Source organism: Thalassolituus sp. UBA6592, from assembly GCF_002433655.1.
In the GTDB taxonomy this organism is placed as follows: Bacteria; Pseudomonadota; Gammaproteobacteria; order Pseudomonadales; family Oceanobacteraceae; genus Venatoribacter.
On the sequence record NZ_DJIO01000042.1, the window covers coordinates 1 to 23400 of the forward strand.

Annotated in this window: 23 protein-coding genes and 1 pseudogene; 15 read left to right on the plus strand and 9 right to left on the minus strand. The window is 52.9% G+C overall.

Features of this window, described 5'->3' with window-relative positions; all coding sequences use genetic code 11:
* Nucleotides 1-281: LysR family transcriptional regulator (locus B2Z72_RS03690; protein ID WP_297004194.1), on the minus strand; the 281-nt coding region annotated here is incomplete at its 3' end.
* 206 nt (nt 282-487) lie between these two features.
* Between B2Z72_RS03690 and speB the strand changes: the two genes are divergently transcribed.
* Together speB and B2Z72_RS03700 are read left to right on the plus strand one after the other, a co-directional pair.
* Nucleotides 488-1381: an agmatinase gene (speB, locus tag B2Z72_RS03695; protein ID WP_296984406.1), complete on the plus strand. Its 894-nt coding sequence runs from the start codon at nt 488-490 to the stop codon at nt 1379-1381.
* Between the two features lie 247 nt (nt 1382-1628).
* Complete coding sequence (locus tag B2Z72_RS03700; protein ID WP_296984396.1) at nt 1629-2720, plus strand: polyamine ABC transporter substrate-binding protein; 1092 nt, start codon at nt 1629-1631, stop codon at nt 2718-2720.
* Between the two features lie 404 nt (nt 2721-3124).
* Here the strand turns inward: B2Z72_RS03700 and alr are convergent, their stop codons facing one another.
* From alr to B2Z72_RS03715, 3 genes are all read right to left on the minus strand, one after another.
* The gene (alr, locus tag B2Z72_RS03705; RefSeq protein ID WP_296984394.1) at nt 3125-4204 is read right to left on the minus strand and encodes an alanine racemase; all 1080 of its coding nucleotides are present in this window, start codon (nt 4202-4204) and stop codon (nt 3125-3127) included.
* A gap of 17 nt (nt 4205-4221) precedes the next feature.
* Nucleotides 4222-4605, minus strand: coding sequence for a RidA family protein (locus tag B2Z72_RS03710; RefSeq protein ID WP_296984393.1), 384 nt, complete (start codon nt 4603-4605; stop codon nt 4222-4224).
* Nucleotides 4606-4777: 172 nt separating this feature from the next.
* Nucleotides 4778-6031, minus strand: coding sequence for a D-amino acid dehydrogenase (locus B2Z72_RS03715; RefSeq protein WP_296984392.1), 1254 nt, complete (start codon nt 6029-6031; stop codon nt 4778-4780).
* A gap of 140 nt (nt 6032-6171) precedes the next feature.
* Between B2Z72_RS03715 and B2Z72_RS03720 the strand changes: the two genes are divergently transcribed.
* From B2Z72_RS03720 to B2Z72_RS03755, 8 genes and pseudogenes are all read left to right on the plus strand, one after another.
* Nucleotides 6172-6663, plus strand: a complete 492-nt coding sequence (locus tag B2Z72_RS03720) for a winged helix-turn-helix transcriptional regulator (RefSeq protein ID WP_296984390.1) — start codon at nt 6172-6174, stop codon at nt 6661-6663.
* 97 nt (nt 6664-6760) lie between these two features.
* Nucleotides 6761-7156, plus strand: a complete 396-nt coding sequence (locus tag B2Z72_RS03725; RefSeq protein ID WP_296984389.1) for a hypothetical protein — start codon at nt 6761-6763, stop codon at nt 7154-7156.
* A 7-nt stretch (nt 7157-7163) separates the two neighbouring features.
* A complete protein-coding gene (locus B2Z72_RS03730; RefSeq protein ID WP_296984387.1) occupies nt 7164-7598 on the plus strand; it encodes a hypothetical protein in 435 nt (144 codons plus the stop codon).
* A 116-nt stretch (nt 7599-7714) separates the two neighbouring features.
* Nucleotides 7715-8269, plus strand: a complete 555-nt coding sequence (locus B2Z72_RS03735; protein ID WP_296984386.1) for a cyclin-dependent kinase inhibitor 3 family protein — start codon at nt 7715-7717, stop codon at nt 8267-8269.
* Complete coding sequence (locus tag B2Z72_RS03740) at nt 8262-8957, plus strand: hypothetical protein (RefSeq protein ID WP_297004196.1); 696 nt, start codon at nt 8262-8264, stop codon at nt 8955-8957. Before B2Z72_RS03735 ends, B2Z72_RS03740 begins: the two co-directional genes overlap by 8 nt.
* Nucleotides 8958-9331: 374 nt before the next feature.
* Nucleotides 9332-10043: pseudogene (locus B2Z72_RS03745) on the plus strand (ABC transporter transmembrane domain-containing protein); the annotation flags it as partial.
* 108 nt (nt 10044-10151) lie between these two features.
* Nucleotides 10152-10970 carry an ABC transporter ATP-binding protein gene (locus B2Z72_RS03750; protein ID WP_297004204.1) on the plus strand — a complete coding sequence of 273 codons (819 nt, stop codon included), beginning with the start codon at nt 10152-10154 and terminating at the stop codon, nt 10968-10970.
* Nucleotides 10970-12844: an ABC transporter ATP-binding protein gene (locus B2Z72_RS03755; protein WP_296984384.1), complete on the plus strand. Its 1875-nt coding sequence runs from the start codon at nt 10970-10972 to the stop codon at nt 12842-12844. The genes B2Z72_RS03750 and B2Z72_RS03755 overlap by 1 nt, the downstream gene beginning before the upstream one ends.
* A 13-nt stretch (nt 12845-12857) precedes the next feature.
* On the opposite strand, the gene B2Z72_RS03760 is transcribed toward B2Z72_RS03755, so the two are convergent.
* The 4 genes from B2Z72_RS03760 to B2Z72_RS03775 all read right to left on the minus strand — a co-directional run bounded on the left by B2Z72_RS03760 (nt 12858) and on the right by B2Z72_RS03775 (nt 17052).
* Complete coding sequence (locus B2Z72_RS03760) at nt 12858-13772, minus strand: GGDEF domain-containing protein (protein WP_296984383.1); 915 nt, start codon at nt 13770-13772, stop codon at nt 12858-12860.
* Between the two features lie 199 nt (nt 13773-13971).
* Nucleotides 13972-14763: a helix-turn-helix transcriptional regulator gene (locus B2Z72_RS03765; protein ID WP_296984382.1), complete on the minus strand. Its 792-nt coding sequence runs from the start codon at nt 14761-14763 to the stop codon at nt 13972-13974.
* 1 nt (nt 14764) lies between these two features.
* A complete protein-coding gene (locus tag B2Z72_RS03770; RefSeq protein ID WP_296984381.1) occupies nt 14765-16135 on the minus strand; it encodes an aspartate aminotransferase family protein in 1371 nt (456 codons plus the stop codon).
* 152 nt (nt 16136-16287) lie between these two features.
* Complete coding sequence (locus B2Z72_RS03775; protein WP_296984380.1) at nt 16288-17052, minus strand: GntR family transcriptional regulator; 765 nt, start codon at nt 17050-17052, stop codon at nt 16288-16290.
* Between the two features lie 58 nt (nt 17053-17110).
* Between B2Z72_RS03775 and B2Z72_RS03780 the strand changes: the two genes are divergently transcribed.
* The 5 genes from B2Z72_RS03780 to B2Z72_RS03800 all read left to right on the plus strand — a co-directional run bounded on the left by B2Z72_RS03780 (nt 17111) and on the right by B2Z72_RS03800 (nt 22453).
* On the plus strand, nt 17111-18436 hold the full coding sequence (locus B2Z72_RS03780; protein ID WP_296984378.1) for a glutamine synthetase family protein: 1326 nt from the start codon (nt 17111-17113) through the stop codon (nt 18434-18436).
* A gap of 231 nt (nt 18437-18667) precedes the next feature.
* Nucleotides 18668-19843 carry an ABC transporter ATP-binding protein gene (locus tag B2Z72_RS03785; RefSeq protein ID WP_296984376.1) on the plus strand — a complete coding sequence of 392 codons (1176 nt, stop codon included), beginning with the start codon at nt 18668-18670 and terminating at the stop codon, nt 19841-19843.
* The gene (locus B2Z72_RS03790; RefSeq protein ID WP_296984374.1) at nt 19840-20793 is read left to right on the plus strand and encodes an ABC transporter permease subunit; all 954 of its coding nucleotides are present in this window, start codon (nt 19840-19842) and stop codon (nt 20791-20793) included. Before B2Z72_RS03785 ends, B2Z72_RS03790 begins: the two co-directional genes overlap by 4 nt.
* Nucleotides 20794-21609, plus strand: coding sequence for an ABC transporter permease subunit (locus B2Z72_RS03795; RefSeq protein ID WP_296984372.1), 816 nt, complete (start codon nt 20794-20796; stop codon nt 21607-21609). It begins immediately after the preceding gene.
* Nucleotides 21610-21733: 124 nt separating this feature from the next.
* Entirely contained in the window at nt 21734-22453 is a 720-nt protein-coding gene (locus B2Z72_RS03800) for a type 1 glutamine amidotransferase (protein WP_296984371.1), read from the plus strand.
* 65 nt (nt 22454-22518) lie between these two features.
* On the opposite strand, the gene B2Z72_RS03805 is transcribed toward B2Z72_RS03800, so the two are convergent.
* On the minus strand, nt 22519-23250 hold the full coding sequence (locus B2Z72_RS03805; RefSeq protein WP_296984370.1) for a DUF4336 domain-containing protein: 732 nt from the start codon (nt 23248-23250) through the stop codon (nt 22519-22521).
* Nucleotides 23251-23400 lie beyond the last annotated feature (150 nt).

Genomic DNA, 23400 nt, shown 5'->3' on the forward strand with positions numbered 1-23400 from the left:
TTGGCCGCATCAAAGGCCTCCGGCGGTGTCAGAGTATGTTCCAGCCGTTTCAGGATTTCGCGCACTTCCGGCAGCATGGCAGCAGCCCGCAGCGTTGGCTGCAGACCGTTACCGCTGCGTACTAACACCGGGTCACCAAGTTGTTCGCGCAGGCGGTTGAGGGCATGGCTGGTGGCGGACTGACTGAGAAACAGCTTTTCCGCCGCACGGGTCACATGGGCTTCACTGACCAGGGCTTCAAATACCCGTAACAGGTTCAGATCAAAATGATTCAGCGACATGGCAGCCGTTCCGGTAATTTCAGGTTATGCATACTGTGCATACTGCCTTATAAATTATGCATTTCAAACATTTCATGTCATTGGCTAGTCTGATGGCAGAATGCAGTAACCGCTGTAAGCTTTTTATTCCGGCTGCGATTTCTGCGCCGACAAACAGGGAGATCATCGTGAACCCAACCGATTCTGTAACCACCGCCAACGCGGATATGCCGTTATACGCCAATCTGGGCATGACCTTTATGCAGTGCCCGTACGTGACGGATATTGCTAACAGTAAGGCCGACGTTATTGTCGCCGGTGTGCCGTTTGATATGGCTACCTCCGGTCGCCCGGGCGCGCGTTTCGGGCCTGCTGGTGTACGTGCAGCATCTGCCAACCTGATCTGGGAAGGCGCACGCTGGCCATGGGATTTCGCCCTGGATGAGCGTCTGAAAATTGAAGATGCCGGTAATGTGGTGTTCAAGCACGGTGAGCCGCAAACCATGGTGGATAACCTGCAGGCGATGATTAAAGCCATCGTCAGCAGTGGCAAGAAAACCCTGGTATTCGGTGGCGATCACTTTATTGCTCTGCCGGTGATCCGCGAAGTAGCCGCGCAGCATGGCCCGGTGGCGCTGGTGCATTTTGATGCGCATACCGACACTTATGACGGTGGCAGCAAATACGACCACGGCACACTGTTCCACCATGCGGTGCAGGAAGGACTGCTGCACTCGGATAATTCTATCCAGGTCGGGATCCGTACTGCCTATGAAAAAGAAGGCCACCCGTTCGAAGTGATTGATGCGGCAGAAGCTAACGATCTCGGCTGGGCCGGTACGCTGGAACGCATTAAACAGCGCGTGGGCGATAAGCCTGTGTATATCAGCTTTGATATCGATGGTCTGGACCCGGCCTTTGCACCGGGTACCGGTACACCGGTGATTGCGGGTTTAACCAGTGATTTTGCCCTGAAAGTGATTCGCGGTATGCAGGGGCTCAACCTGATCGGTATGGACGTCGTGGAAGTCGCACCGGCCTATGACCATGCGGATATTACCTCTCTGGCGGGAGCAACTCTGGCACTGGAATTTTTATATTCTCTGGCGGCCAGTAAGTAACGCTTTCGGAGGAATGCCTGCGGCATAAACCCGCTCAGTTGCTGTAGTTAATTACTGTAGTTACTTACTTTAGCTACTTACTGTAGCTACTGCAGCTGCTGAAAAAGTGATCAGTCGTGCCCTGTCGGTGGAAAAGTGCAGGGCACGGCAAAAAACTGAATAAATATCCCTGCGGAAGTATGTCAGGAATCTTCGTTGCGCATTAGAATCGCGCCGCCCAATCAGGGTATGTACCAGGAATACTTAAATGACTTTGCTGAAAACTATCAAAACTTCTGCTCTGCTGGCAGCGTTGGCGGTTTCTTCTGCCCACGCAGAACAGGAACTGAACATCTTTAACTGGTCCGATTACATGTCTCCGGATGCCATTCCGGCATTCGAAAAACAGACCGGCCTTAAAGTGAACTACGATGTGTACGATTCCAACGAAATGCTGGAAGCGAAACTGATGACTGGCAGCTCCGGTTACGACATCGTGGTACCAACCGGTTCTTTCCTTGAGCGTCAGATCAAAGCGGGCATTTACGCAGAGATTGATAAAAGCAAACTGAAAAACTACGGCAACCTGGATAAAGAGCTGCTGGCCAAAGTAGAAGCTCACGATCCTGGTAATAAATATGGCGTGCCATACGCATGGGGTACCATTGGTATTGGTTACAACGTTGACGCGGTGAAGAAGCGCTTAGGCGACCAGCCGGTTGATTCATTGGATATCCTGTTCAAACCGGAACTGTCAGCCAAGCTGAAAGACTGTGGCGTGGTAATGCTGGATTCGCCTGCGGAAATTATGTCTGTTGCGCTGAACTACCTGGGTCTGGACCCTAACTCAGAAAACAAAGCGGATCTGGCGAAAGCCGAAGAACTGCTGAAAGCGAACCGCGACAACTATCGTTATTTCCACTCCAGCCGTTATATCGACGAACTGGCAAATGGTGAAATCTGTGTGGCGCTGGGTTACAACGGTGACGTACTGATCGCTCAGGGCCGTGCCGCCGAAGCCGAAAATGGCGTGAACGTGGACTACGCCATTCCGTCTGAAGGCACCATGATCTGGTTTGACCTGATGGCCATTCCAGCGGATGCGCCACACAAAGAAGCGGCGTATCAGTTTATTGATTACGTGCTGAGTGCAGACGTTGCGGCAGGTATTTCTAACTATGTGTATTACGCCGTACCCAATACAGCGGCAGAACCTCTGTTAGAAGACGAAGTGAAAAACCATCCTGGTATTTACCCGTCTGCTGCTGTGAAAGCAAAACTGTTCAGTCAGAAAGCACACAGCGCTAAGTTTGACCGTATCCTCAACCGTGCGTGGACCAATGTCCGTACCGGACGTTAAGGTCTGACGCGGTTATCCTTAAAAGGATAGCAGGATTAAGAAAAGGGTTAAGGCATTGCCTTAGCCCTTTTTTTATTGCACGAAATTGCTGTCTGTTCGATGCAGGGTGCGCACCACGCGCCAGTGACTGTCAGATATGCGTAGGGAATTCGGTGATTCATCCGTCATAGGGTGCGCACTGGTGGCATCAGCTAAGCGCACCAGTCCAGCGCACCAGTCCAGCGCACCAGTCCAGCGCATCAGTCCAGCACACCAATCCGACATAAGCCTTTCCAGCGTGACAGCCGCTGCAAATGTTAAGACGCCAGAAAAGAAAAAAGCTCCATCACCGGGGAGGGATGGAGCAAAGGACGAACGTTGATCTGTCTTGAGGAGGAGGTCCCGAAGCGTTCGTCAGGGAGGTATCAGCCAATATATTTCCGGTGCACCCGTGCGGTAATGCAGGAGAACAGGGTATAGGAAATGGTGCCGCAGCAAGGTGCGACTTCATTGGCCAGCAAATTTTCGCCCCAGAGTTCAACCGTTGAGCCGAGGTTGGCATCAATGTCGGTTAAATCCACGGTGAGCATATCCATGGAGACGCGGCCAATAATTTTGGTGCGCTGTCCGTTAACAATCACCGGCGTGCCATTGACTGCCTGACGTGGATAACCGTCGGCATAACCCACGGCAATGGTGCCGACGCGGGTTGGTTTTTCGCACACCCAGGTACCGGAATAACCAATGGCTTCGCCTGGTTCGAGATCGTGTATGGCGATCACTTCTGAAGTCAGCGTCATGGCCGGTTTCAGCTGGCGGTCGATTTCCGGGTTATCGGTAAATGGTGATGAGCCGTACAGCATAATGCCAGGGCGCTGCCAGTTACGGCGGGCATCGGCATGCATCAGTGTGGCGGCGGAGTTAGCAATGCTGACGTCGGCATCCAGTTCGCGGGTAGCGGCATCGAATACTTCGATCTGCTTCTGCGTCATTGGGCTGGACATATCGTCTGCTGAGGTAAAGTGACTCATCAGAATCACGTCTTTTACCTGCGGCAGTGCTTTCAGCTCGTGATAGACCGCAGCGTACTCTTCCGGGGCAAAGCCCAGACGATGCATACCACTGTCCATTTTCAGCAGCACGGTGATCGGCTGTGACAGCTGAGCGTTTTTGATATCGTTCAGCTGGCGCTGGTTGTGGACACCGGTCCAGAGATTATTGGCGCTGATGTAATCGAGTTCGTCAGCGGTGAAAAAACCTTCCAGCAACAGAATCGGCTGGCCTTCAATGCCTGCTTCACGCAGTTCGACCGCTTCTTCGATGCAGGCAACGGCAAAAGCATCCGCTTCCGGCGCCAGTTTTTTCGCCACGGCGACAGCGCCGTGACCATAGGCGTTGGCTTTTACGACGGCAACGGCTTTCTGCTCCGGTGCCATGGATTTCGCCAGACGGTAATTATGAAGTACGTTATCCAGATTAACGGTAACTGTGGTTGCTCTTGCCATGGTTAATCACCAGCCTCTTACAGAACCATCACAGCTTCAACTTCGATATCCGCATCTTTCGGCAGAGCTTTAACGGCGAAAGCCGCACGTGCCGGATACGGTGCAGAGAAGTAACGTTCCATCACTTCGTTGACCTGAGCGAAGTATTTCAGGTCGGACAGCAGTACGGTAATTTTCACGAATTCGCTCAGTGAACCGTCTGCCGCTTCGGCGATGGCTTTCAGGTTGTCAAATACCTGAACGGCCTGAGCTTCAAAAGATTCAGTAACCATTTCCATGGTTTTTGGATTCAGTGGAATCTGGCCGGAGATGTAAACTGTGTTGCCGGCTTTTACTGCCTGAGAATATGTACCGATGGCAGAAGGGGCGTTTTCAGTGGAGATGATGGTTTTTTCAGTCATGGGAGTACCTTAATCTGCGTTGTCTGTTTGCTTATGGTGTTGCGTTAAAAATTATCGTGTTGTGCGTTGTTTGTTACGTTGTTTCTTGCTTTGTTCTTTCAGGCTTTTTCGATTCTTTTTCGGTGAGACAGCGCCGGCTTACCCGGCGCTTTCAGCATCTGACCGGTTCTGATCAGTAACGATCAATCGACAGGCCATCCGGGTTGATATCGGTTGGCTTACCGGAAACCACGTCGGCAACAAACTTGGCGGTACCCAGTGACATGGTCCAGCCCAGTGTGCCGTGGCCAGTGTTCAGTACCAGGTTATCGTATTTGGTGTTACCGATAATTGGCACGCTGTCCGGGGTCATCGGACGCAGGCCGGTCCAGAATTCTGCCGCTTCCACATCGCCGCCGCCGGGGAACAGATCCTTCACACTGAACTCAATGGCCGCGCGGCGTTTCTGCACCAGATCTTTATTGAAGTTAGCGATCTCAGCGATACCACCAACACGGATACGGTCTTCAAAGCGGGTGACCGCCACTTTGTATTTCTGGTCCATAACGGTGGATACCGGCGCTTTGCTTTCGTCGGTAATTGGCATGGTCAGCGAGTAGCCTTTGAGCGGGTAAATCGGAGCATTGATGCCGATTTTGCCCAGCAGGAAAGGTGAGTAGCTGCCCAGCGATACCACGTATTTGTCCGCAGTCAGTTTACCGGCAGAAGTCTGTACACCTGTGATGGAACCACCGGCAGTTTCGATCGCGGTGATTTCGGTTTCCATCATAAAGGTCACGCCCAGCTTTTTGCACTCTTCGGCCAGACCGTTGGTGAACTTGTAGCAGTCACCGGTACCGTCACCGGGCAGATACAGACCGCCAACGATTTTTTCTTTGACGTTAGCCAGTGCCGGTTCGTGCTTGATACAGGTGGCAACGTCGACCATTTCATGCGGTACGTTACATTTTTTCAGCACATCGACGTCGCCCTGAGCACCGTCCATTTCTTTCTGGCTGCGGAAAACTTCCAGGGTGCCTTTCATGCGTACATCGTAGTCGATGGTGATTTCGTTATTCAGTTCGTGGAAGCACTCGGCACTGTAGCGGGCGACGCGCAGCATACGCTCTTTGTTCACATCGAAAGCTTCCTGTGAACACTGGCCCAGCATCTTCATCATCCAGCCGATGGTCTTGGCATCGAAGTCTTTCAGGCTGAAGTACAGCGGGGATATGTCCTGCATCATCCACTTGATGGCTTTGAACGGTACGCCCGGAGCGCCCCATGGGGTGGAGTAGTCGAATGACAGCATACCAGCGTTGGCATAGCTGGTTTCAGTGGCTGGTGTATCGAGACGGTCAACCACAGTGACTTCATGTCCAGCCTTGGCCAGATACCAGGCGACGGTTACACCGGTAACACCACTGCCTAAGACTAAAACTTTCATAAAACCTCCCAAACGGGCCGAATCTTCAAAATTGATATCACCCAGTGTATGCCTTTTATTCCAGCGAAAAACTTTGAATTTTTGATCTAAAAAGGTTAAAAAACTGGAATGTATTCATTTAATAGCGGATTAAACTTCTGATGGATGACGTTAAAAAGCGCACGCTGGACAAACTTGACATTAGCATACTGCGGGCGCTTCAGAAGGACGGTCGTATCAGTTATGTCGATCTGGCCGATAAGGTCGGTTTAAGTTCCACGCCCTGCATCGAACGTGTGCGCCGTCTGGAGAAAGAAGGCTATATCACCGGCTACCATGCTCATCTCGACCCTGAAATGCTGGGCTATAACATGCTGGTGTTCGTTGAGATCTCGCTGTCGTATCAGTCACCAGATTCCTTCCAGAAGTTCAGCAAAGCCGTACAGGCTCTGCCTTACATCCTCGAATGCCATCTGGTGTCCGGTGATTCCGACTACCTGATCAAAGCCCGTATCAGCGGTATGTCTGAGTACCGTGCCCTGCTCGGCGATATGCTGCTGACCCTGCCCGGTGTTAAGAACTCCAAAAGCTACATCGTGATGGAAGAGGTGAAAGAAAGCCTGGAGCTGCCACTGGATTACCGCAAGAAGTAAACTGCCGCAGCGGCGCAAATGTGTGCCGCTTAATATACATTCTGTTTAAGGGGGATTATGGTGGATTCCCCTTTGCAATGCCTGAGAGCCAGTTGATATGTCTAAAGCGTTAAAAGCCCTGCTGTTGTCCGCCCTGATCTTCCCGGGCCTTGGTCATCTGGTGATCAACCGCCCCATGCGCACTATCGTCTTCGCCGGTATTTCCATGGTGTGTATCTTTAATGTAGTCGCTTTTATCTCTGCTATTTCAGAAAAGGTGCTGGGTGAAGTGGAAAGCGGTGCTATGCCTGCCGACCCGAACCTGATCAGTGAGCGTATTCATGCCGAGATGGCTGCAGGCGGTGATACAGCATCGATGATACTGGTGCTGTTTGGCGTGGTCTGGCTGATTGCGCTGGTGGATGCTTACCGTCAGGGTAAAAAGCTGGATAAAGAGCTGGCTGAAGAGCACAGCCAGGACCAGAAGAGCAGAGAACCGGGCAGCGCAGAATAACTGCTTCATGCAGGATTTCGTATTTTACGGCGTCAGCGGGCTGATCATCGGCTTATTGATATCTCTGCGTTGGCATATGAACTGGCCTGCGGTATTGCTTATATGGGCCGTGTCTTTAATCCCCGGCTGGTTTATTACAGTAGGTGCTCATAAACATGAAGAGAAAGTGCTGGCTGAAGCTGTCACCTTATCCATTACCGGCACCGTCACTGATTATTTCGGGGGTAACGCCCTATACGGCTTTCGTCTGGCAGGTAAGAGCTTCAGAGTATTTAAAAAGAGCCGCTGTGATCCCGGCGTGAAAATAGCGGACGGCTACCGAGTGTCGGTGGCTTATGCTTTTAACGAGGAAGAAGAGGTCGAGTGTATTCAGTCGCTGCGTATTATCGCCATACCTGAAGCATTGATTCACGGTGGCCTGCATAACCAGAAACATAAATAATTGGCAGCTTTCACAGCTCAGCCGGTTGTAAAAAGTTGCCACCTTAACCCGTATCATTTTATTCCCCTGCCCCTGTGTTACTTTGTTTTGATCAAGGACTGACACAGGGATCGGTTATGGCTTCCGTACGTACCAGTACCACTCATCCTCTGCAAATCGCTGAAGTGCCCGCCGGGCCTGGTTACGGCACCATAGGTATTACTTTCTGCCCCGGTAAGCACGACCGCATGGCGCATACCGGTGCCTGGGCGCGGGATCTGGGGACGGATCTCGATGTGATTAAAAACTGGGGCGCAGCGCTGGTGCTGACGCTGGTTGAAAGCGACGAACTGGTGATGCTGAAAGTGCCCGATATGGGTATCGAGGTTGAACGCCGGGGTATGCAATGGTGCCATCTGCCGATCCGCGATTATTCCATTACCACCGATGAATTTGAGCAGCAGTGGCTGACGGCAGGCAAGCATATCCGCAGCCTGCTTCGCGATGGCCAGAATATTCTGGTGCACTGCAAAGGTGGTCTGGGCCGTACCGGGATGATGGCCGCACGTCTGTTAGCCGAGCTGGGCACTGATCCTGATGAAGCCATTAAAGCGGTGCGCAAGGCACGCAGTGGCGCCATTGAAACACCGGCCCAGGTGGGGCTGATCCGGCGCACGCTGGCCATTGACTGATGGCCGGTTGTTAGTGGATCGCCTGTCAGTGGATCTTTCTGCCCTGACGCGTATCGGCGGACGTTTAGGCAGTAACCCCGCTGGCGTGTACGAAGATGCGGCGGGTCAGCGTTATTACGTTAAAGAAACCGAATCCGTCGCCCACGCCCGCAATGAATATCTGGCCGCCATGCTTTACCAGCTGGCCGGGGCTCCCACACTTTGTTATCTGCACAGCAGCGATCCCTGCTGTATCGTCACGCGCTGGTGCGAACTGGCGAAGAAGAACGTTCAGCATTTTTCCGCTAGAGAGCGTGCTCAGGCGCAGCATTGGTTTGCGCTGCATTGCTGGCTGGCCAACTGGGATGCTGCGGGCTTTCACGGCGATAATCAGGCAGTGGCCGTCGCCGATGGCCGGGTGTTAACCCTCGACAGCGGCGGTGCACTGAACTTCCGCGCTCAGGGGGACCCAAAAGGAAAGGCGTTCGGGAAAGAGGTACATGAGCTGAATACGCTGCGGCAGGATGCAGATAATCCGTTTGCCGTGCAGCTGTTTGGTGCGATGGATGATACTGAGGTCAGGCGTTCGCTTGCGGTGGTTACCGGGCTGGCAGACCGGGCAATTGAAGCGGTGATTCTGCAGCATCACGGCAGTGAAAAGCTGGTGGCAAAAATGCTGGCGCGTAAAGCCTTTATGCTGGAATGGTAGCTCGCCGGCCTGTTCATTTATCTGTAAGGCTCATAGGCCTTATCCATTAACGATTATCTCTGCGCTTGTGAGGTAGTTTCCGTTATATTCGCGCGCCGTGCGGGTAATCCCGGACAGGGAAATGCTGGTCTGCTGACCGGAACAGTTCGTTAGTGCTGGTCACGGCGTGAATCTCTGGACGCTGACGGGCGGTGCTCTAAAATATCGCTACCGGTTAAGGTCTTTTCCAGTCTGCTTTTTTCCGCGTTATTGCTTTCTTTTTCATTTGGTTTTTTTGCATGCAGTTATTCCGACACCTGAGTTGGTTCTTCCGCCGTTATTGGTACACCTACAGTCTGGCGCTGGTGATGCTGTTTATCGTCGCACTGGTCAATATGGCGGTGCCGCAGCTGATCGGGCGGGCCATCGACCGTCTGTTAGCCACCGGAGAGCAGGCCTCAGTTGAGCCGTTCCTGCTGGGGCTGGTGGCGGCCGGTGTGGTTGTCTATCTGCTGCGTTACGGCTGGCGGCGTATGCTGTTCGGTACATCGTACAAATTGGGGAATTACCTGCGCCGCGATTTTTATCAGCGTCTTACCCGTCAGGGGCAGGCGTTTTACAACGGTCATTCCACCGGCGATCTGATGGCGCGCCACCAATGATATTGATGCGGTGGAAATTGCCGCCGGCGAAGGCATTCTGTCCGGCTTTGATGGTCTGCTGACCTTTATTCTGGTCATCATCATGATGTTCGTGTTTATCGACTGGCGCCTCGCGGCCCTGGCGGTACTGCCGTTTCCGTTTATGGCGGTGGGTTTTTATAAACTGTCGAACCGCATTCACGATCAGTTCGGTGACAGTCTGGATCGATTCTCGGCGCTGAACGATCACACCCAGCAGTCGATTACCGGCATCCGTATGATCAAATCCATGGGGCGCGAGCGTATTGAAACCGCGCAGTTTGATGATATTGCCGCCCATGCTGCCAGCAGTACTTATAACGTGCAGCGTTCGGAAGCCATGTTTCAGCCGATTATTCAGCTCAGTTTGGGCGCGGCCATGCTGATTGTACTGCTCACCGGTGGCTGGCTGATTCATAACGATGAACTGACCGTCGGGCAGCTGACCAGTTTTACCCTGTATTTATCAGAACTGATCTGGCCGATGTACGCGTTCGGCTGGCTGATGAATATTCTGCAGCGCGGCAGTGCCGCCATGACACGCCTGAATCAGACCCTGAGTCTGCCGGATACCATCACAGATGCGGGTACCACGCTGCCATACCACCATACCATCCGGGTGGAGCAGCTGACGTTCCATTATCCACAGGCGCAGCGCGTCGCCGTGCACGATGTCTCTTTTACCCTGCGCGAACATCAGGTGTTGGGCATTGCCGGCGCTACCGGCTCGGGTAAATCCACACTGCTGCAATTGCTGATGCGTTATTGGGAAGCGGAAAACGGCATGATCCGCATCGGCGATGTGCCGCTGGCGAACATTCCGCTGGCCGAGCTGCGGGCGCAGTATGCTTATGTGCCGCAGGACGGCTTTCTGTTCAGCACCAGTATTCTGGAAAATATCCGTATGGGGCGTCCGGACGCCACCGATGAGGATGTGTATGAAGCCGCCAGACTGGCCGCCGTACACGATGATATTGCCCGTTTCCCGGATGCTTATAACACCCTGGTCGGTGAACGCGGTGTGACCCTGTCCGGTGGCCAGCGCCAGCGTGTATCCATCGCCCGCGCGCTGATCAGTCACGCGCCTGTACTGATTCTTGATGATGCGCTGTCAGCAGTGGATGTGGAAACTGAAAAGCAGATCATTGGTCATCTGAAGCAACGTAAAGAGCAGACTTTAATTATTGTGACGCACCGTTTATCCGCCATTGAAGACGCCGATGAAATTCTGGTCATGGCCCATGGCGATGTAATGGAGCGCGGTGATCATCAGCAACTGCTGACCGCGGATGGCTGGTACAGCCGCATGTTTGCCTATCAGCAGATGGAACAGAATCTGGAGGCGGCCTCCTGATGAGCTCTTCTGTCGAAAAAAACAACAGTGCTGAAAACAGCGCCAAAAACAGCGAAACCGCTCAGCAGGAAAAAGATAACGGTTCCCTGCGCCTGCTGCTCAGTTATGTCTTCGCCGATAAGAAACTGTTTATCAAAACCCTGCTGCTGGTGGTGGTTGCCACGGCATTTGATGTCGCCGGACCAATGTTAAGCAAGGTATTTATCGACGATTTTATTATGCAGGACCAGTATCCGCTGTGGCCGGTGGCTGGCATTGTTTCGCTGTTTATCGTGTCCGTGATTCTGGCGACGCTGCTGAAATATCAGCAGAACCTGAGGTTTCTCGACATTGCCTTAAACGCCGTGCTGGATATCCGCAAGCGGGTTTACCACCACGTGTTAACGCTGCCGATGTCGTTCTTTGATTTTGCCCGTACCGGCCAGCTGGTCAGCCGCATCACCAACGATACCGAGTCCATCAAAGATATTTACGTACAGTTTCTGTCCAGCGTGCTGACCAACTTTATTATGCTGGCTGGTATTCTGATCGCCATGGCGATTCTTGATGTGCAGCTGATGGTGATTGCGCTGGTGCTGATACCAACCGTGATCGGGCTGATTTATCTGTATCAGAAATTCAGTCTGAAACAGGTCACCGAAAGCCGCCAGCTGCGTTCCGATATCAACGGTACCCTGAGCGAGTCGATCAGTGGTATGGCGGTTATTCAGGCGACCAATCAACAGCAGCATAAGCTGGATCAGTTCGACCGTATTAACGATGGTTATTATTCCACCCGCTTAAAAGCCGTGACCATGTCATCGCTGTTGCTGCGCCCGGCGATTAACCTGCTGAGTATTCTGATTCTGGCGGCGCTGGTGTGGTTTTTCGGTCTGAAGGTGGTGGAAGGTGTGGCAGAGATCGGTGTGCTCTACGCCTATCTGAATTACCTTGGCCGTTTCACTGAGCCTTTGGTGGAAATCACGCAGAAGTTCAGCCTTTACCAGCAGGCGATTGTGGCCGGTAACCGCGTGTACGAACTGCTTCAGGAGCCATCGGTGCAGGACGGTCAGGGCACCTTGTCGCGCATTGAGTCCGGCGAGCTGTCGCTGCAGCATATCCGTTTCGGTTATCAGGCTGATAAGCCGGTACTGGCGGATATTGATGTGACCATTCCGGCCGGTCATTTTTTCGCCGTGGTCGGTCATACCGGCAGTGGCAAAAGTACGCTGTTAAATCTGCTGCTGAATTTTTATCAGCCACAGAGTGGCAGTGTAAAAATTGATGGTCACGCACTCAGTGATTATTCCCAAGATGCCCTGCATCAGGGGATTGGGTTTATTCCCCAGGAGCCGTTTATTCTGGCCAGCACCATTTTCGACAACATCGATATGGGTCGTGGTCTGAATCAGCAGGCGGTGGAAGAAGCTGCGCGTCAGGCGCATCTGCACGAGGTGATTGCGGAAATGGAAGACGGCTACCAGACCCATCTCGGGGAAGGTGGTCTGCGCTTATCCACAGGTCAGCGTCAGCAGCTGATTATTGCCCGGGCACTGGCCGGTTCACCGAAAGTCCTGTTGCTGGATGAAGCGACCGCCAACGTCGACAGTGAAACCGAGCAGGTAGTGCAGCGGGCGCTGCATCAGTTGCAGGGCAAAGTGACCATGATTGTGGTGGCACACAGGTTATCAACCATCCGCAATGCCGACAGCATTCTGGTACTGAGCAAAGGTGTATTGGCTGAGCAGGGCAGTCATCAGCAACTGATGACCATAGAAGGTGGCCGCTACCGTTCTATGTACGAACTGCAGCAGCAGGAACAGAAAGTGGCGCAGGCGGAGCAGGCGTCTGATGTGATGGCCAGCGCTGAGCTGTCATCACCGGCAGGCAGCTGATACAGCCGCTGCTTCAGGAAATACAGTTGCGGCCGTGGTCTTTGGCTTTGTACAGATTACGGTCGGCCTGATTCAGCAGGTCGTCCAGCGTGGTCACTGCCGGTAACTCGGTACAGGTAGTACCAAAGCTGGCGGTGCAGTGCAGGGCCTGATTATTAAAGCTGGCGGGTGTCTGATCCAGACGGGCACGCAGCCGCTCGGCCAGTTGTGTTGCCTGGCTGAGGCGGGTTTGCGGCAACAGCAGCACAAATTCTTCGCCGCCCATGCGCGCGGCAATATCCGCTTCTCTGACCGTGGCCAGCATAAGGCGGCTGACGTGGGTCAGTACCGCGTCGCCGGCAGCATGGCCATACTGATCATTGATGCGTTTGAAATGATCCAGATCGAGCATAATCAGCGACACGGGTTGATTAAACCGGGTGGCTTCGCGCAGCAGCTGTTCGCCCAGAGTAAAAAACGCCCGGCGGTTGCGCAGGCCAGTCAGCATATCGGTGGTGGCCAGCTGTTCGGCTTTCAGGCGTTCCTGTTCCAGCTGGTGTTCCATTTCTTTGCGCAGGGAAATATCGGTAGCGATTTCAATGCGTACCATACGGCCGTCATTCCAGCGGATGGCTTTGTCGATGCACTGAAACCACTGTTCAGTGACGGTATTCTGGAATTCCCAGGTATAAACGCCGGTACTGTTTCCTTCATCATCCACCAGGCGTGGGTTGGTGCAGAAAGAACACGGTCCGGTCTGATCTTTCTGTAATACTTCCCAGCAACGTTTTCCGGCGGCTGGTGTGTATTTTTCCCGGCCGTACTTATTCATGTACAGCAGTTCGTTGGATTCAATATCGGCGACGTAAATCAGTGCTTCGACATTATCCAGAATAATGTCGTGCGGTAGTCCGTCGGGGACATCTTCGGACGAGGTGGGTATATCCATATTTCACAGACCTGAGTGTTAGTCAGTGTTGACCAGCTTTCACATATGAAAAGATTAGCGCTGTTTATTCAATAGTACAAATGTTGATCAGAAGCATGGAAAGTAGCAGGAGGTTTCCAGGCATGTCCTTTGCCCGGAGATATTCCCCATGAATGCGGGGATTTAAGACATAACTGATGCTGTTTGGACGCCGGATGTATCAGGCGACGACACGCATCTCCATCTCACTCAGATGGTTGAGGAACAGGGTGAAGATTTCACTCTGTTGCGAGGTGTTCAGACGGCTGTGAATATTCTTGCGGTGCACCTTAACGGTACCAACACTGATATTCAGCTGATCGGCAATGGACTGCGAGCTGTGGCCCTGCAGAATCAGAGCAGTAATTTCCTGTTCGCGGCGGGTCAGTACGCCCTGGCCGAAGGTGCGCAGCGCCTGTTCCAGCGTGCTGCGGCTTCTGCTCTGTGGCAGGTATTCATCACTGTTAGACAGCCAGAACTGACGGATCAGTGACGATAAAATGGCCTGCTGTTCCTGCAGTCGATTCATCTCAGTACGGGTGATGCAGCCCAGTGTGGACTTACGGCCCAGCGAAATCGCCATCACGCTGTGCTCATCTAACTGCACGGTGAGGTTGATTTCATCCACCAGATCAAAGGCGTTGTAGCAGGTCTGGTAGTACTCGCTCTGGGTAAAGGAGTCCGGTGCCAGGTTGCTGATGCGACTGATCACCGGAGCTTCGTTTTTACGCACAGCGTTGTAAACCGGATCCAGCAGATAGCAGCGCTTCAGATACAGACTCAGCGCCGGGCTGATCTCATCTGTTTCTGTGTGAACCAGTGCCGGACGGTTGCCGTGCTGGTAAACCAGCATCAGGCAGGTGTCGAAGTGGCAGAGTTTCTTCAGGTACTTTTCCAGCTCGCCGGGGAAACTGGTTAACCGGATATGGTCAACCAGGCTCGCCAACTGCTTACAATCTGCTGAATCGGCCATGTTACAGGGCTCCTGCGGCTTTCGCGCTTTCCAGAGTAAGGTCGAGACAATGCACCGCTTTCTCACACAGTTCATCGATTTCGGCTTTGGTAATCACCAGTGGTGGTGACAGGATCATACGGCTGCCAGTGGCGCGCATAATCAGGCCATTGTTAAAGCAGTGTTCACGGCAGACCATGCCGATGTCGTAATCGGATGGGAAGGCTTCCTTGTTGGCTTTGTCTTTCATCAGCGCCATACCGGCAACCAGACCCAGACCATCAATATGACCAACCAGCGGATGCTGACCGACGGTTTCACGCAGCGTTTTCTGGAAGTAAGGGGCAATCTCTTCCTGCAGGCGTTCAACGATCTTCTCTTCTTTCATGATTTCGATGGTTTTCAGTGCTACCGCTGCGGACACCGGGTGACCTGAGTAGGTGTAACCATGGTTGAAATCATCGTCGTGTTCGATCAGGGCATTGGCTACGCGATCACCAACCGCCACGGCAGCGATTGGCAGGTAACCGGAAGACAGGCCTTTGGCCATGGAAATCATGTCCGGCTTAATGTCGAAAGTCTGACTGCCGAACCAGTTGCCGGTACGGCCATAACCACAGATCACTTCGTCAGCAACCAGCAGGATGTCGTACTTTTTACAGATGCGCTGAATTTCCGGCCAGTAAGTTGCTGGTGGCACGATCACGCCGCCGGCACCCTGAATCGGTTCGCCAACGAAGGCGGCAACGTTGTCCGGGCCGACTTCAAGAATCTTTTCTTCCAGTGCGCGGGCGCAGACCAGACCGAACTCGTCTTCGCTCATGTCGCCGCCTTCACCGTACCAGTAAGGCTGACGGATGTGTTCGATGTTAGGAACCAGTGGGCCGCCCTGTTTGTGCATGCCACTCATGCCACCGAGGCTGGTGCCACCGATGGTAGAGCCGTGGTAAGCGTTTTCACGGGCAATCAGGATGTTGCGGTAAGGCTTACCTTTAATCGCCCAGTAGTGACGGGTCAGGCGGATCACAGTATCGATGGCTTCAGAACCGGAACCGGCAAAGAAAATATGATTCAGGTCGCCCGGCGTTACGCTGGCAATGGCTTCCGCCAGTTTTGCCGCTGGTGTGTGGGTGGTCTGGAAGAAGGTGTTGTAGTACGGCAGCTCGTTCATCTGTGCTGCAGCAACTTCGGCCAGTTCTTTACGGCCGTAGCCCAGGTTTACACACCACAGGCCAGACATACCGTCGAGCAGTTTGTTGCCATCTTCGTCCCAGACGTAAACGCCTTCACCACGGGCAATAACACGGGCACCTTTCTTGTTCAGTGCGCCGGTGTTGGTGAAAGGATGCAGGTGGTGGCCGGCGTCCTGTTGCTGGATATCTGACTGGCTCATTGTGTAACTCCCGCTATGGGTTTGAGTAAAAATGTGATCACAATTTTGTGATCACAAAATAAAAGATGCAAGCGCAGTGTTTTCGGTGGGATGATTGTCACCTTTGACACTCAGGCCGCGCTGACCTCGCACTGACCTGTTAGCCAGCAATATCAGTTGAGAAGTTTCTGCAATTTGCTTGGAATTTTGGCGAAGGCGCAGCCGTCGCGGATGTCGGCGGCAATGGCCATCTGCAGGGCCAAAGGGTCCTGTTTTTCGATGGCTGTAAGGGCCTCATGGTGACGGTCAATCTGGTAATACTCGTCCAGACTCTCCGCCGATAAACGCATAAATGGCCCCAGCTGCAGCCACAGGCTTTCAATCAAAGGCTGGGTGACCTGATGCGGATGGGCAGTATAAATCGTGCGGTGAAAGGCCTGATTCAGGCGCGTCACATTCTCCGGATCGCTGTTGGCTTCAGCCTCGTCAATCTGTTCGTCGATGGCCTGCAACTGCTGATAAATCGTGGCATTGATGTAGGGCAGAGCACGTACTGCGGCGTGCGATTCGATGGCTATGCGGGCCTCGACCAGCTCGTTGAATTTCATCGCTGTCATCTTCGGCACCATTACCCGGCGGTTGCCCTGGATCTCCAGTGCGCCTTCAGCGGACAGCTGGCGCAGCGCCTCGCGCACCGGCATCGGCGAAACGATCAGCAGGCTGGCCAGTTCACGGATGGTCAGAGCGCGTCCCGGCGGTATCTGACCCAGCAGCACGGCGTTGTGTAAGGTGTCATATACCCATCGGGTGATAGTTACAGCCTCGTCGCGCTGGGCTAGTGTGATGCTGATGGGTGAGTGCTTGTCCATGTCGCAAACGGTGTCTCTTAGCTGTTTCGGGGATTGCCAGTGGCTGATTTTGTGATCACAATCAAGCATATAGTGTTTCGGGTATCGACTGCCAGTCGTCACCCTCTAATAATGATCCGGTGTTCCAATGGAAAATGATTTTGACCTCTTTGTCGTCGATCTGAACGGCAACCTGCGTGGTAAGCGCCTGCTGGGCGACTCCCTTGAAAAAGTAATGGATGAGGGCATCAAGCTGCCGCTGTCTGTTGCTGGCCTCGACTTCTGGGGAGACGACGTACCTGATAACGGACTGGTGTTCGAAACCGGCGATAACGACGGTTTCTGTATGCCTATCCAGAAAAAGCCGGTACCTGTGCCCTGGACCAAAAAGCAGCGTCACCAGTTGCATGCCATGATGGAAAACCCGGACGGCTCGCCGTTCCTTGTGGACCCGCGTCAGGCGCTGAAAAACGTCGTGGAAAAATTCCATGCCCGTGGCTGGTATCCGGTGATGGCTACCGAGCTGGAGTTCTACCTGATGGACGGTTCAGCGGAAGAGCTGCAGCGTCCTAAGCCACCGATTCTGGATAAGAGCCATGGTCGTCGTCTGAATACCAGCGATGCCTATTCCATCGAAGATGTGGATGGTCTGGAAGATTTCTTCGCCGAGATGCGCGAGTGCTGTGAAATTCAGGGCGTAATGGCGGATACCATTATTTCTGAACTTGGCCCCGGCCAGTTTGAAATGAACCTAAAGCATGTGAAAGATCCATTGAATGCCGCTGACCAGGCCATCTGGTTCAAACGCATGGTGAAAGGTATTTCACGTAAATACGATTACAGCTCCACCTTTATGGCCAAGCCATACGCTGATCATTCCGGCAGTGGTTTCCACGTGCATTTTTCTCTGGTGGATAAAGACGGCAACAATTTATTCGATAATGGCGGCGATGAAGGTACTGACATGCTGCGCATGGCCATTGCCGGGATGATTGAAATCATGCCGGAATGCATGCTGATGTTCGCTCCGCATCTGAATTCTTATCACCGCTTCCAGGACGGTTCCCATGCACCGGTTTATGCCTGCTGGGGTTATGAAAACCGTACTGCTGCAGTGCGTGTACCGGAAAGCGATCCGGAAGCACGTCGTATCGAACACCGTGTTTCCGGCGCCGATGCTAACCCTTATCTGGTTTTAGCGGCAGTATTGACCGGAGCACTGTGGGGGATTGAAAATCAGCTGGACGCGCCACCGGATATTGAAGGTGATGCATACGCGATTGCTGATGAATCCATTCGTCTGCCATCCAGCTGGAGAGTAGCCATCGACCGTCTTGAGGGCAGCCGCGCTCTGCGTCATTATCTGGGTGACCAGTTTGTTGATGTACTGTGTGCCGTTAAACGTCACGAGCATTCAATTCTGAGTAAAAAGATTTCAGATATTGAATACGAGTCTTACCTGGGACTGCTGTAAAACCTCTCTGTAAAGTCAGTGTCAACAGCGCAGCGGAGAATGAACACTTTGTCGTACAGGTGAAGTGTTTATTCTCCGATACAGGGATAATACCCTCGCAGGGGTATGGGTTGAGATACACCGCTCAGCTATTTTCATCGACATAGCAAAAGACCGGTACATGATCCTTGTCAGTACATCTGGCAGTAATTTCTGACAGCCAGCCCAGCGCAGGCCTTAGGTAGTTTTTTTATGACAACAGAAGAAAAATCCAAGAAGATCATTTCTGCAGTGAACCCGCTGACGGCACCGTCGCCTGACTTATGGCGCGATCCGGATGCAAAGCCGTTCGTAGAAATTGAGAACGTGACAAAAAACTTCGGTGATTTTACCGCCGTAGATAATGTCAGTCTGAAAATCTACAAGCGCGAACTCTTCTGTCTCTTAGGTGGTTCCGGCTCTGGTAAAAGTACTCTGTTGCGTATGCTGGCCGGTTTTGAAGCGCCGACTTCCGGTCGTATTCTGATCGATGGTGTGGACATGGCTGGTATTCAGCCGTGGAACCGTCCGGTCAATATGATGTTCCAGTCTTACGCTCTGTTTCCGCATTTAAGCGTTGAAAAGAACGTTGGCTTTGGCCTGCGCCGTGACGGCCTGGCGGATGAAGACGTTAAACGCCGGGTAAAAGAAATGCTGGATATGGTGCAGCTTGGTCACCTGGCCAAACGTAAACCGCACCAGTTATCAGGCGGGCAGCGTCAGCGTGTGGCGTTAGCCCGCTCTTTGGTTAAGCGCCCTAAATTACTGCTGCTGGATGAGCCTCTGGGTGCACTGGATAAAAAACTGCGGGAAGAAACTCAGTTTGAACTGATCAACCTGCAGGAAGAACTGGGTGTTACCTTTATCGTGGTAACCCACGACCAGGAAGAAGCCATGACGTTATCCACCCGTATTGGTGTGATGAACCATGGTGAAATCGTTCAGGTCGGTGAACCACACGAAATCTACGAATACCCGAACAGCCGTTTCGTGGCGCAGTTTATCGGTTCAGTAAACCTGATCTCCGGTAAAGTGACCGTCGACGAAGTGGATCATGTGGAAGTGGAATCCGCCGAAGCGGGCTGCACATTACGCATCGATCACGGCATCAACTGCGCACCGAATCAGGAAGTGCACGTTGCTCTGCGTCCGGAAAAAATTAACATCGCTCACGACAAGCCTGATCAGGATGTGAACTGCATGAAAGGCCGGATCGAAGAGATCGCCTACATGGGCAGCCTGTCAGTGTTCCGTGTGCGTCTGGCCAGCGGTAAGGAAATCCGCGTTACTCAGCCGAACTATGCCCGTGATATGGGAGCGCGCTTCACCTGGGAAGATGAAGTGTACCTGTACTGGGATGTCGACAGCAGCGTGGTACTGACTGTATGAGTAAATTAAGCGAACTGACCGCGACAGGTCCGCTGGCAAAAATTAAATTGCCGGCGTTTCTGCAGAAAGTGAACTGGGGTCGCCAGCTGGTGATCTCGATTCCATTCTTCTGGCTGGCGATTTTCTTCTTCATTCCGTTTATCGTTGTTCTGAAGATTTCTTTCTCAGAAGCGGCGATTGCTATCCCGCCGTTTACTGATCTGTGGGAATGGGATGCCGATGAGGCCTTCGCCACACTGAAGCTGAATCTGGGTAATTTCCTCTTCCTGCTGGAAGATACCTTTTATCTGGATGCTTATTTAAGCTCCATGAAGATTGCTGCCATTTCCACGATACTGACTCTGATCGTGGGTTTCCCGATGGCTTATCTGATTGCCCGGGCCGAACCTAACCGTCGTCTGTTTCTGCTGGCGCTGGTGATTCTGCCGTTCTGGACGTCTTTCCTGCTGCGGGTTTATGCCTGGATGGCGCTGCTGAAAATGGGTGGCCCGGTAAACAGCATTCTGATTGCGCTGGGGATTACCGACGAGCCGATCCGTATGCTGCAGACTGATTTTGCGGTGTATATTGGTATTGTTTACACCTATCTGCCCTTTATGATTCTGCCGCTTTATTCAGTACTGGAAAAACTCGATGGCACGCTGCTGGAGGCTGCCGAAGATCTGGGCTGTCGTCCGTTCCAGAGTTTCTTCCTGGTAACCGTGCCGCTGGTAATGCCGGGCATTATCGCTGGTTGTCTGCTGGTCTTTATTCCGGCGGTGGGTGAGTACGTTATTCCATCACTGTTGGGTGGTTCCGACACCCTGATGATCGGTCGGGTATTGTGGGATGAGTTCTCGGTTAACCGCGACTGGCCAATGGCCTCGGCGGTAGCGATTGTGATGCTGATGGTTCTGGTACTGCCAATTATGTTTGTGCGTAACCGCATTGGTAACAAGGAGGAGGTATAAATGAAACGCAGATCTTACTTCCTCAGTATTGCGGCACTGCTCGGGTTTATTTTCCTGTATGTGCCTATGATCTCGCTGGTGATCTACAGCTTCAACAAGTCCAAACTGGTGGGCGTGTGGGGCGGCTGGTCAATGAAATGGTACGGTGAGCTGTTCCAGAATGATCAGATCATCGACGCCGCACTGCTGAGCTTTAACATCGCCTTTATCACCTCCTGTCTGTCGGTGGTACTGGGTACTATGGCTGGTTTTGCACTGACCCGTATGGGGCGTTTTAAAGGCAAAATGTTGCTGTCTGGCTGGATCACTGCACCTCTGGTGATGCCGGAAGTAATTACCGGTCTGTCATTGCTGCTGTTGTTTGTGACCATGGAAAGCCTGTTTGGCTGGCCAGCGGAACGTGGCACTCTGACCATTATTATTGCTCACACCACCTTCTGTATGGCGTATGTGGCGGTGATCGTGCAGTCACGACTGAGTGACATGGATGAATCGCTGGAAGAAGCAGCTATGGACCTTGGTGCAAAACCATCGTCGCTGTTTTTCCTGGTGACGCTGCCGCTGATCGCACCGGCGATTATTTCCGGCTGGCTGCTGTCTTTTACTCTGTCGCTGGACGATCTGGTTATTGCCAGCTTCGTGTCCGGACCGGGTAACAGTACACTGCCGATGGTGATTTTCTCCAAAGTGCGTCTGGGTGTAACGCCTGAAGTGAATGCGCTGGCAACCCTGATGATTCTGATTGTTGCGGTTGGTGTCGTGGTAGCTATGCTGCAGATGCGTCGTAAACAGAAACAGGATGAAGCCGAAGCCTGATTGGCGGCGGTGATATAACTCTTCTGCCTGCACGGGTCCGTGCAGGCTTTTCTCTTGCTCCCTTCAACGGCCGCCGGCTTTGAACTCAGCAACAGATTCAACTGCTATTTCGACAGGTATTAACATGAAAATAGGTATTCTCGCTGCCGGTACAACACCGGATGAACTCACTGACCGCTACGACAGCTATGCGCAGATGTTTATCAACCTGTTCGGCAAAGCCGGAGCAGAATTTGAATACGCGGTATTCGATGTGCGTGACGACATTTTCCCGCAGTCGGCAGCAGAATGTGACGGCTGGATTATTTCCGGTTCTAAGTTCAACGTGTATCAGAAACTGCCATGGATGCTGAAGCTGGAAGCGCTGATCCGTGACATCAACGATCTCGGCAAGCCGCTGATCGGTATCTGTTTTGGCCATCAGATCATTGCTGAAGCACTGGGCGGTAAGGTCGATAAATACGAAGGCGGCTGGGGTGTGGGTCTGCACACTTATCGTCTTACCGGTGATGCCGCCGAGCTGACGGATATGCCGGAATTCACCATTAATGCGATGCATCAGGATCAGGTCATTGTTAAGCCTGAGAGCGCCCGTGTATTTGCCGAATCGGATTTCTGCCAGTATGCCGGTCTGCTATACGGCGACAACATTATGACCTTCCAGGCGCACCCTGAATTTACCATTCCGTTTGAGCAGGATCTGGTTGCCGCGCGCAAAGGCAGTGTGGTGCCGGATGATGTGGCCGAAGCTGGTCTGGAAACCGTTCATGCTGAAGGTGCTGCGACGGATTCCGTGGCGGTGGGCAAATGGATGGCGGCTTTCCTTAACAAAGCAGCACAGTAATCTGCTTCAGCGGTAGCTGTGCGGGTTTATTGCAGTTAACAGCCCTGGCCCTGAGCCGGGGCTTTTTACATATAAAAGCGGAACGCTGTGCGCAGATGGTCTTCTGCGCTCTGACCATTATCACCCTTGTGAATAATTTCCCCATGCGCCATCACGATTCTCTTCGGGCGCCAGCTTAAAATCTTTTCGCACTGCCTGCGGGTCTGCTGCCGGCTGAAAACAAAACTCAGACGCCAGTCGATGGGGGTTCTGCCATTGGGTGCCAGAATGCCACTGGCTCGGGCAATCAGACGTTTAAACGGCGTGAAACTCTGAGGATCAAAATTCTCGATCAGATCCGTAACGATCAGGGTGGATGACGGCTGATGAAAAAATACACATTCTTCCATGGCCGCTGAGCCACGGAACAGCAGCTGACGGATCGCCGGCTGCCAGGGATACTGTTGCTGATCTTCGTTATTCAGCTGGCCACTGAAATCAATATCCGCACGCTTTTTAATCACTTCTTCAGTGCCATACAGTTCAGCCCGGGGATATGCCTCAGCCCAGTCTTTGATAAACAGATGGTGCAGATGATTGGGAGCAATCAGATAACGTACATCACCCAATGCCCGGATCTGCCGCTGCAGCGACTCCGTCAGACGGATCGGACTGTGAATAAATAAGCGGCCATCGGTCAGGCGCACTATGGTCATGCGGGTGGTGTAGGGCAGGGTGAAAAAACGCACGGCTTCGCCATCGGCGATCCACAGATCGTCACTCAGTTGCGTCAGGCTGTCAGTGAGGGTCATTTCCATTGGCTGCATTCCTGTCTTCCCTGTTTCCTGTTCCCTGTTCCCTGTTCCCTGTCTGTCCGTGCCAACAGGCTTTTAGCACAGCGTTGTTATCCGCCAGGCGGTGCTGCTCAGGGGGAATAATAACAGGGCTGTGCAAAAAACAGGCATAAA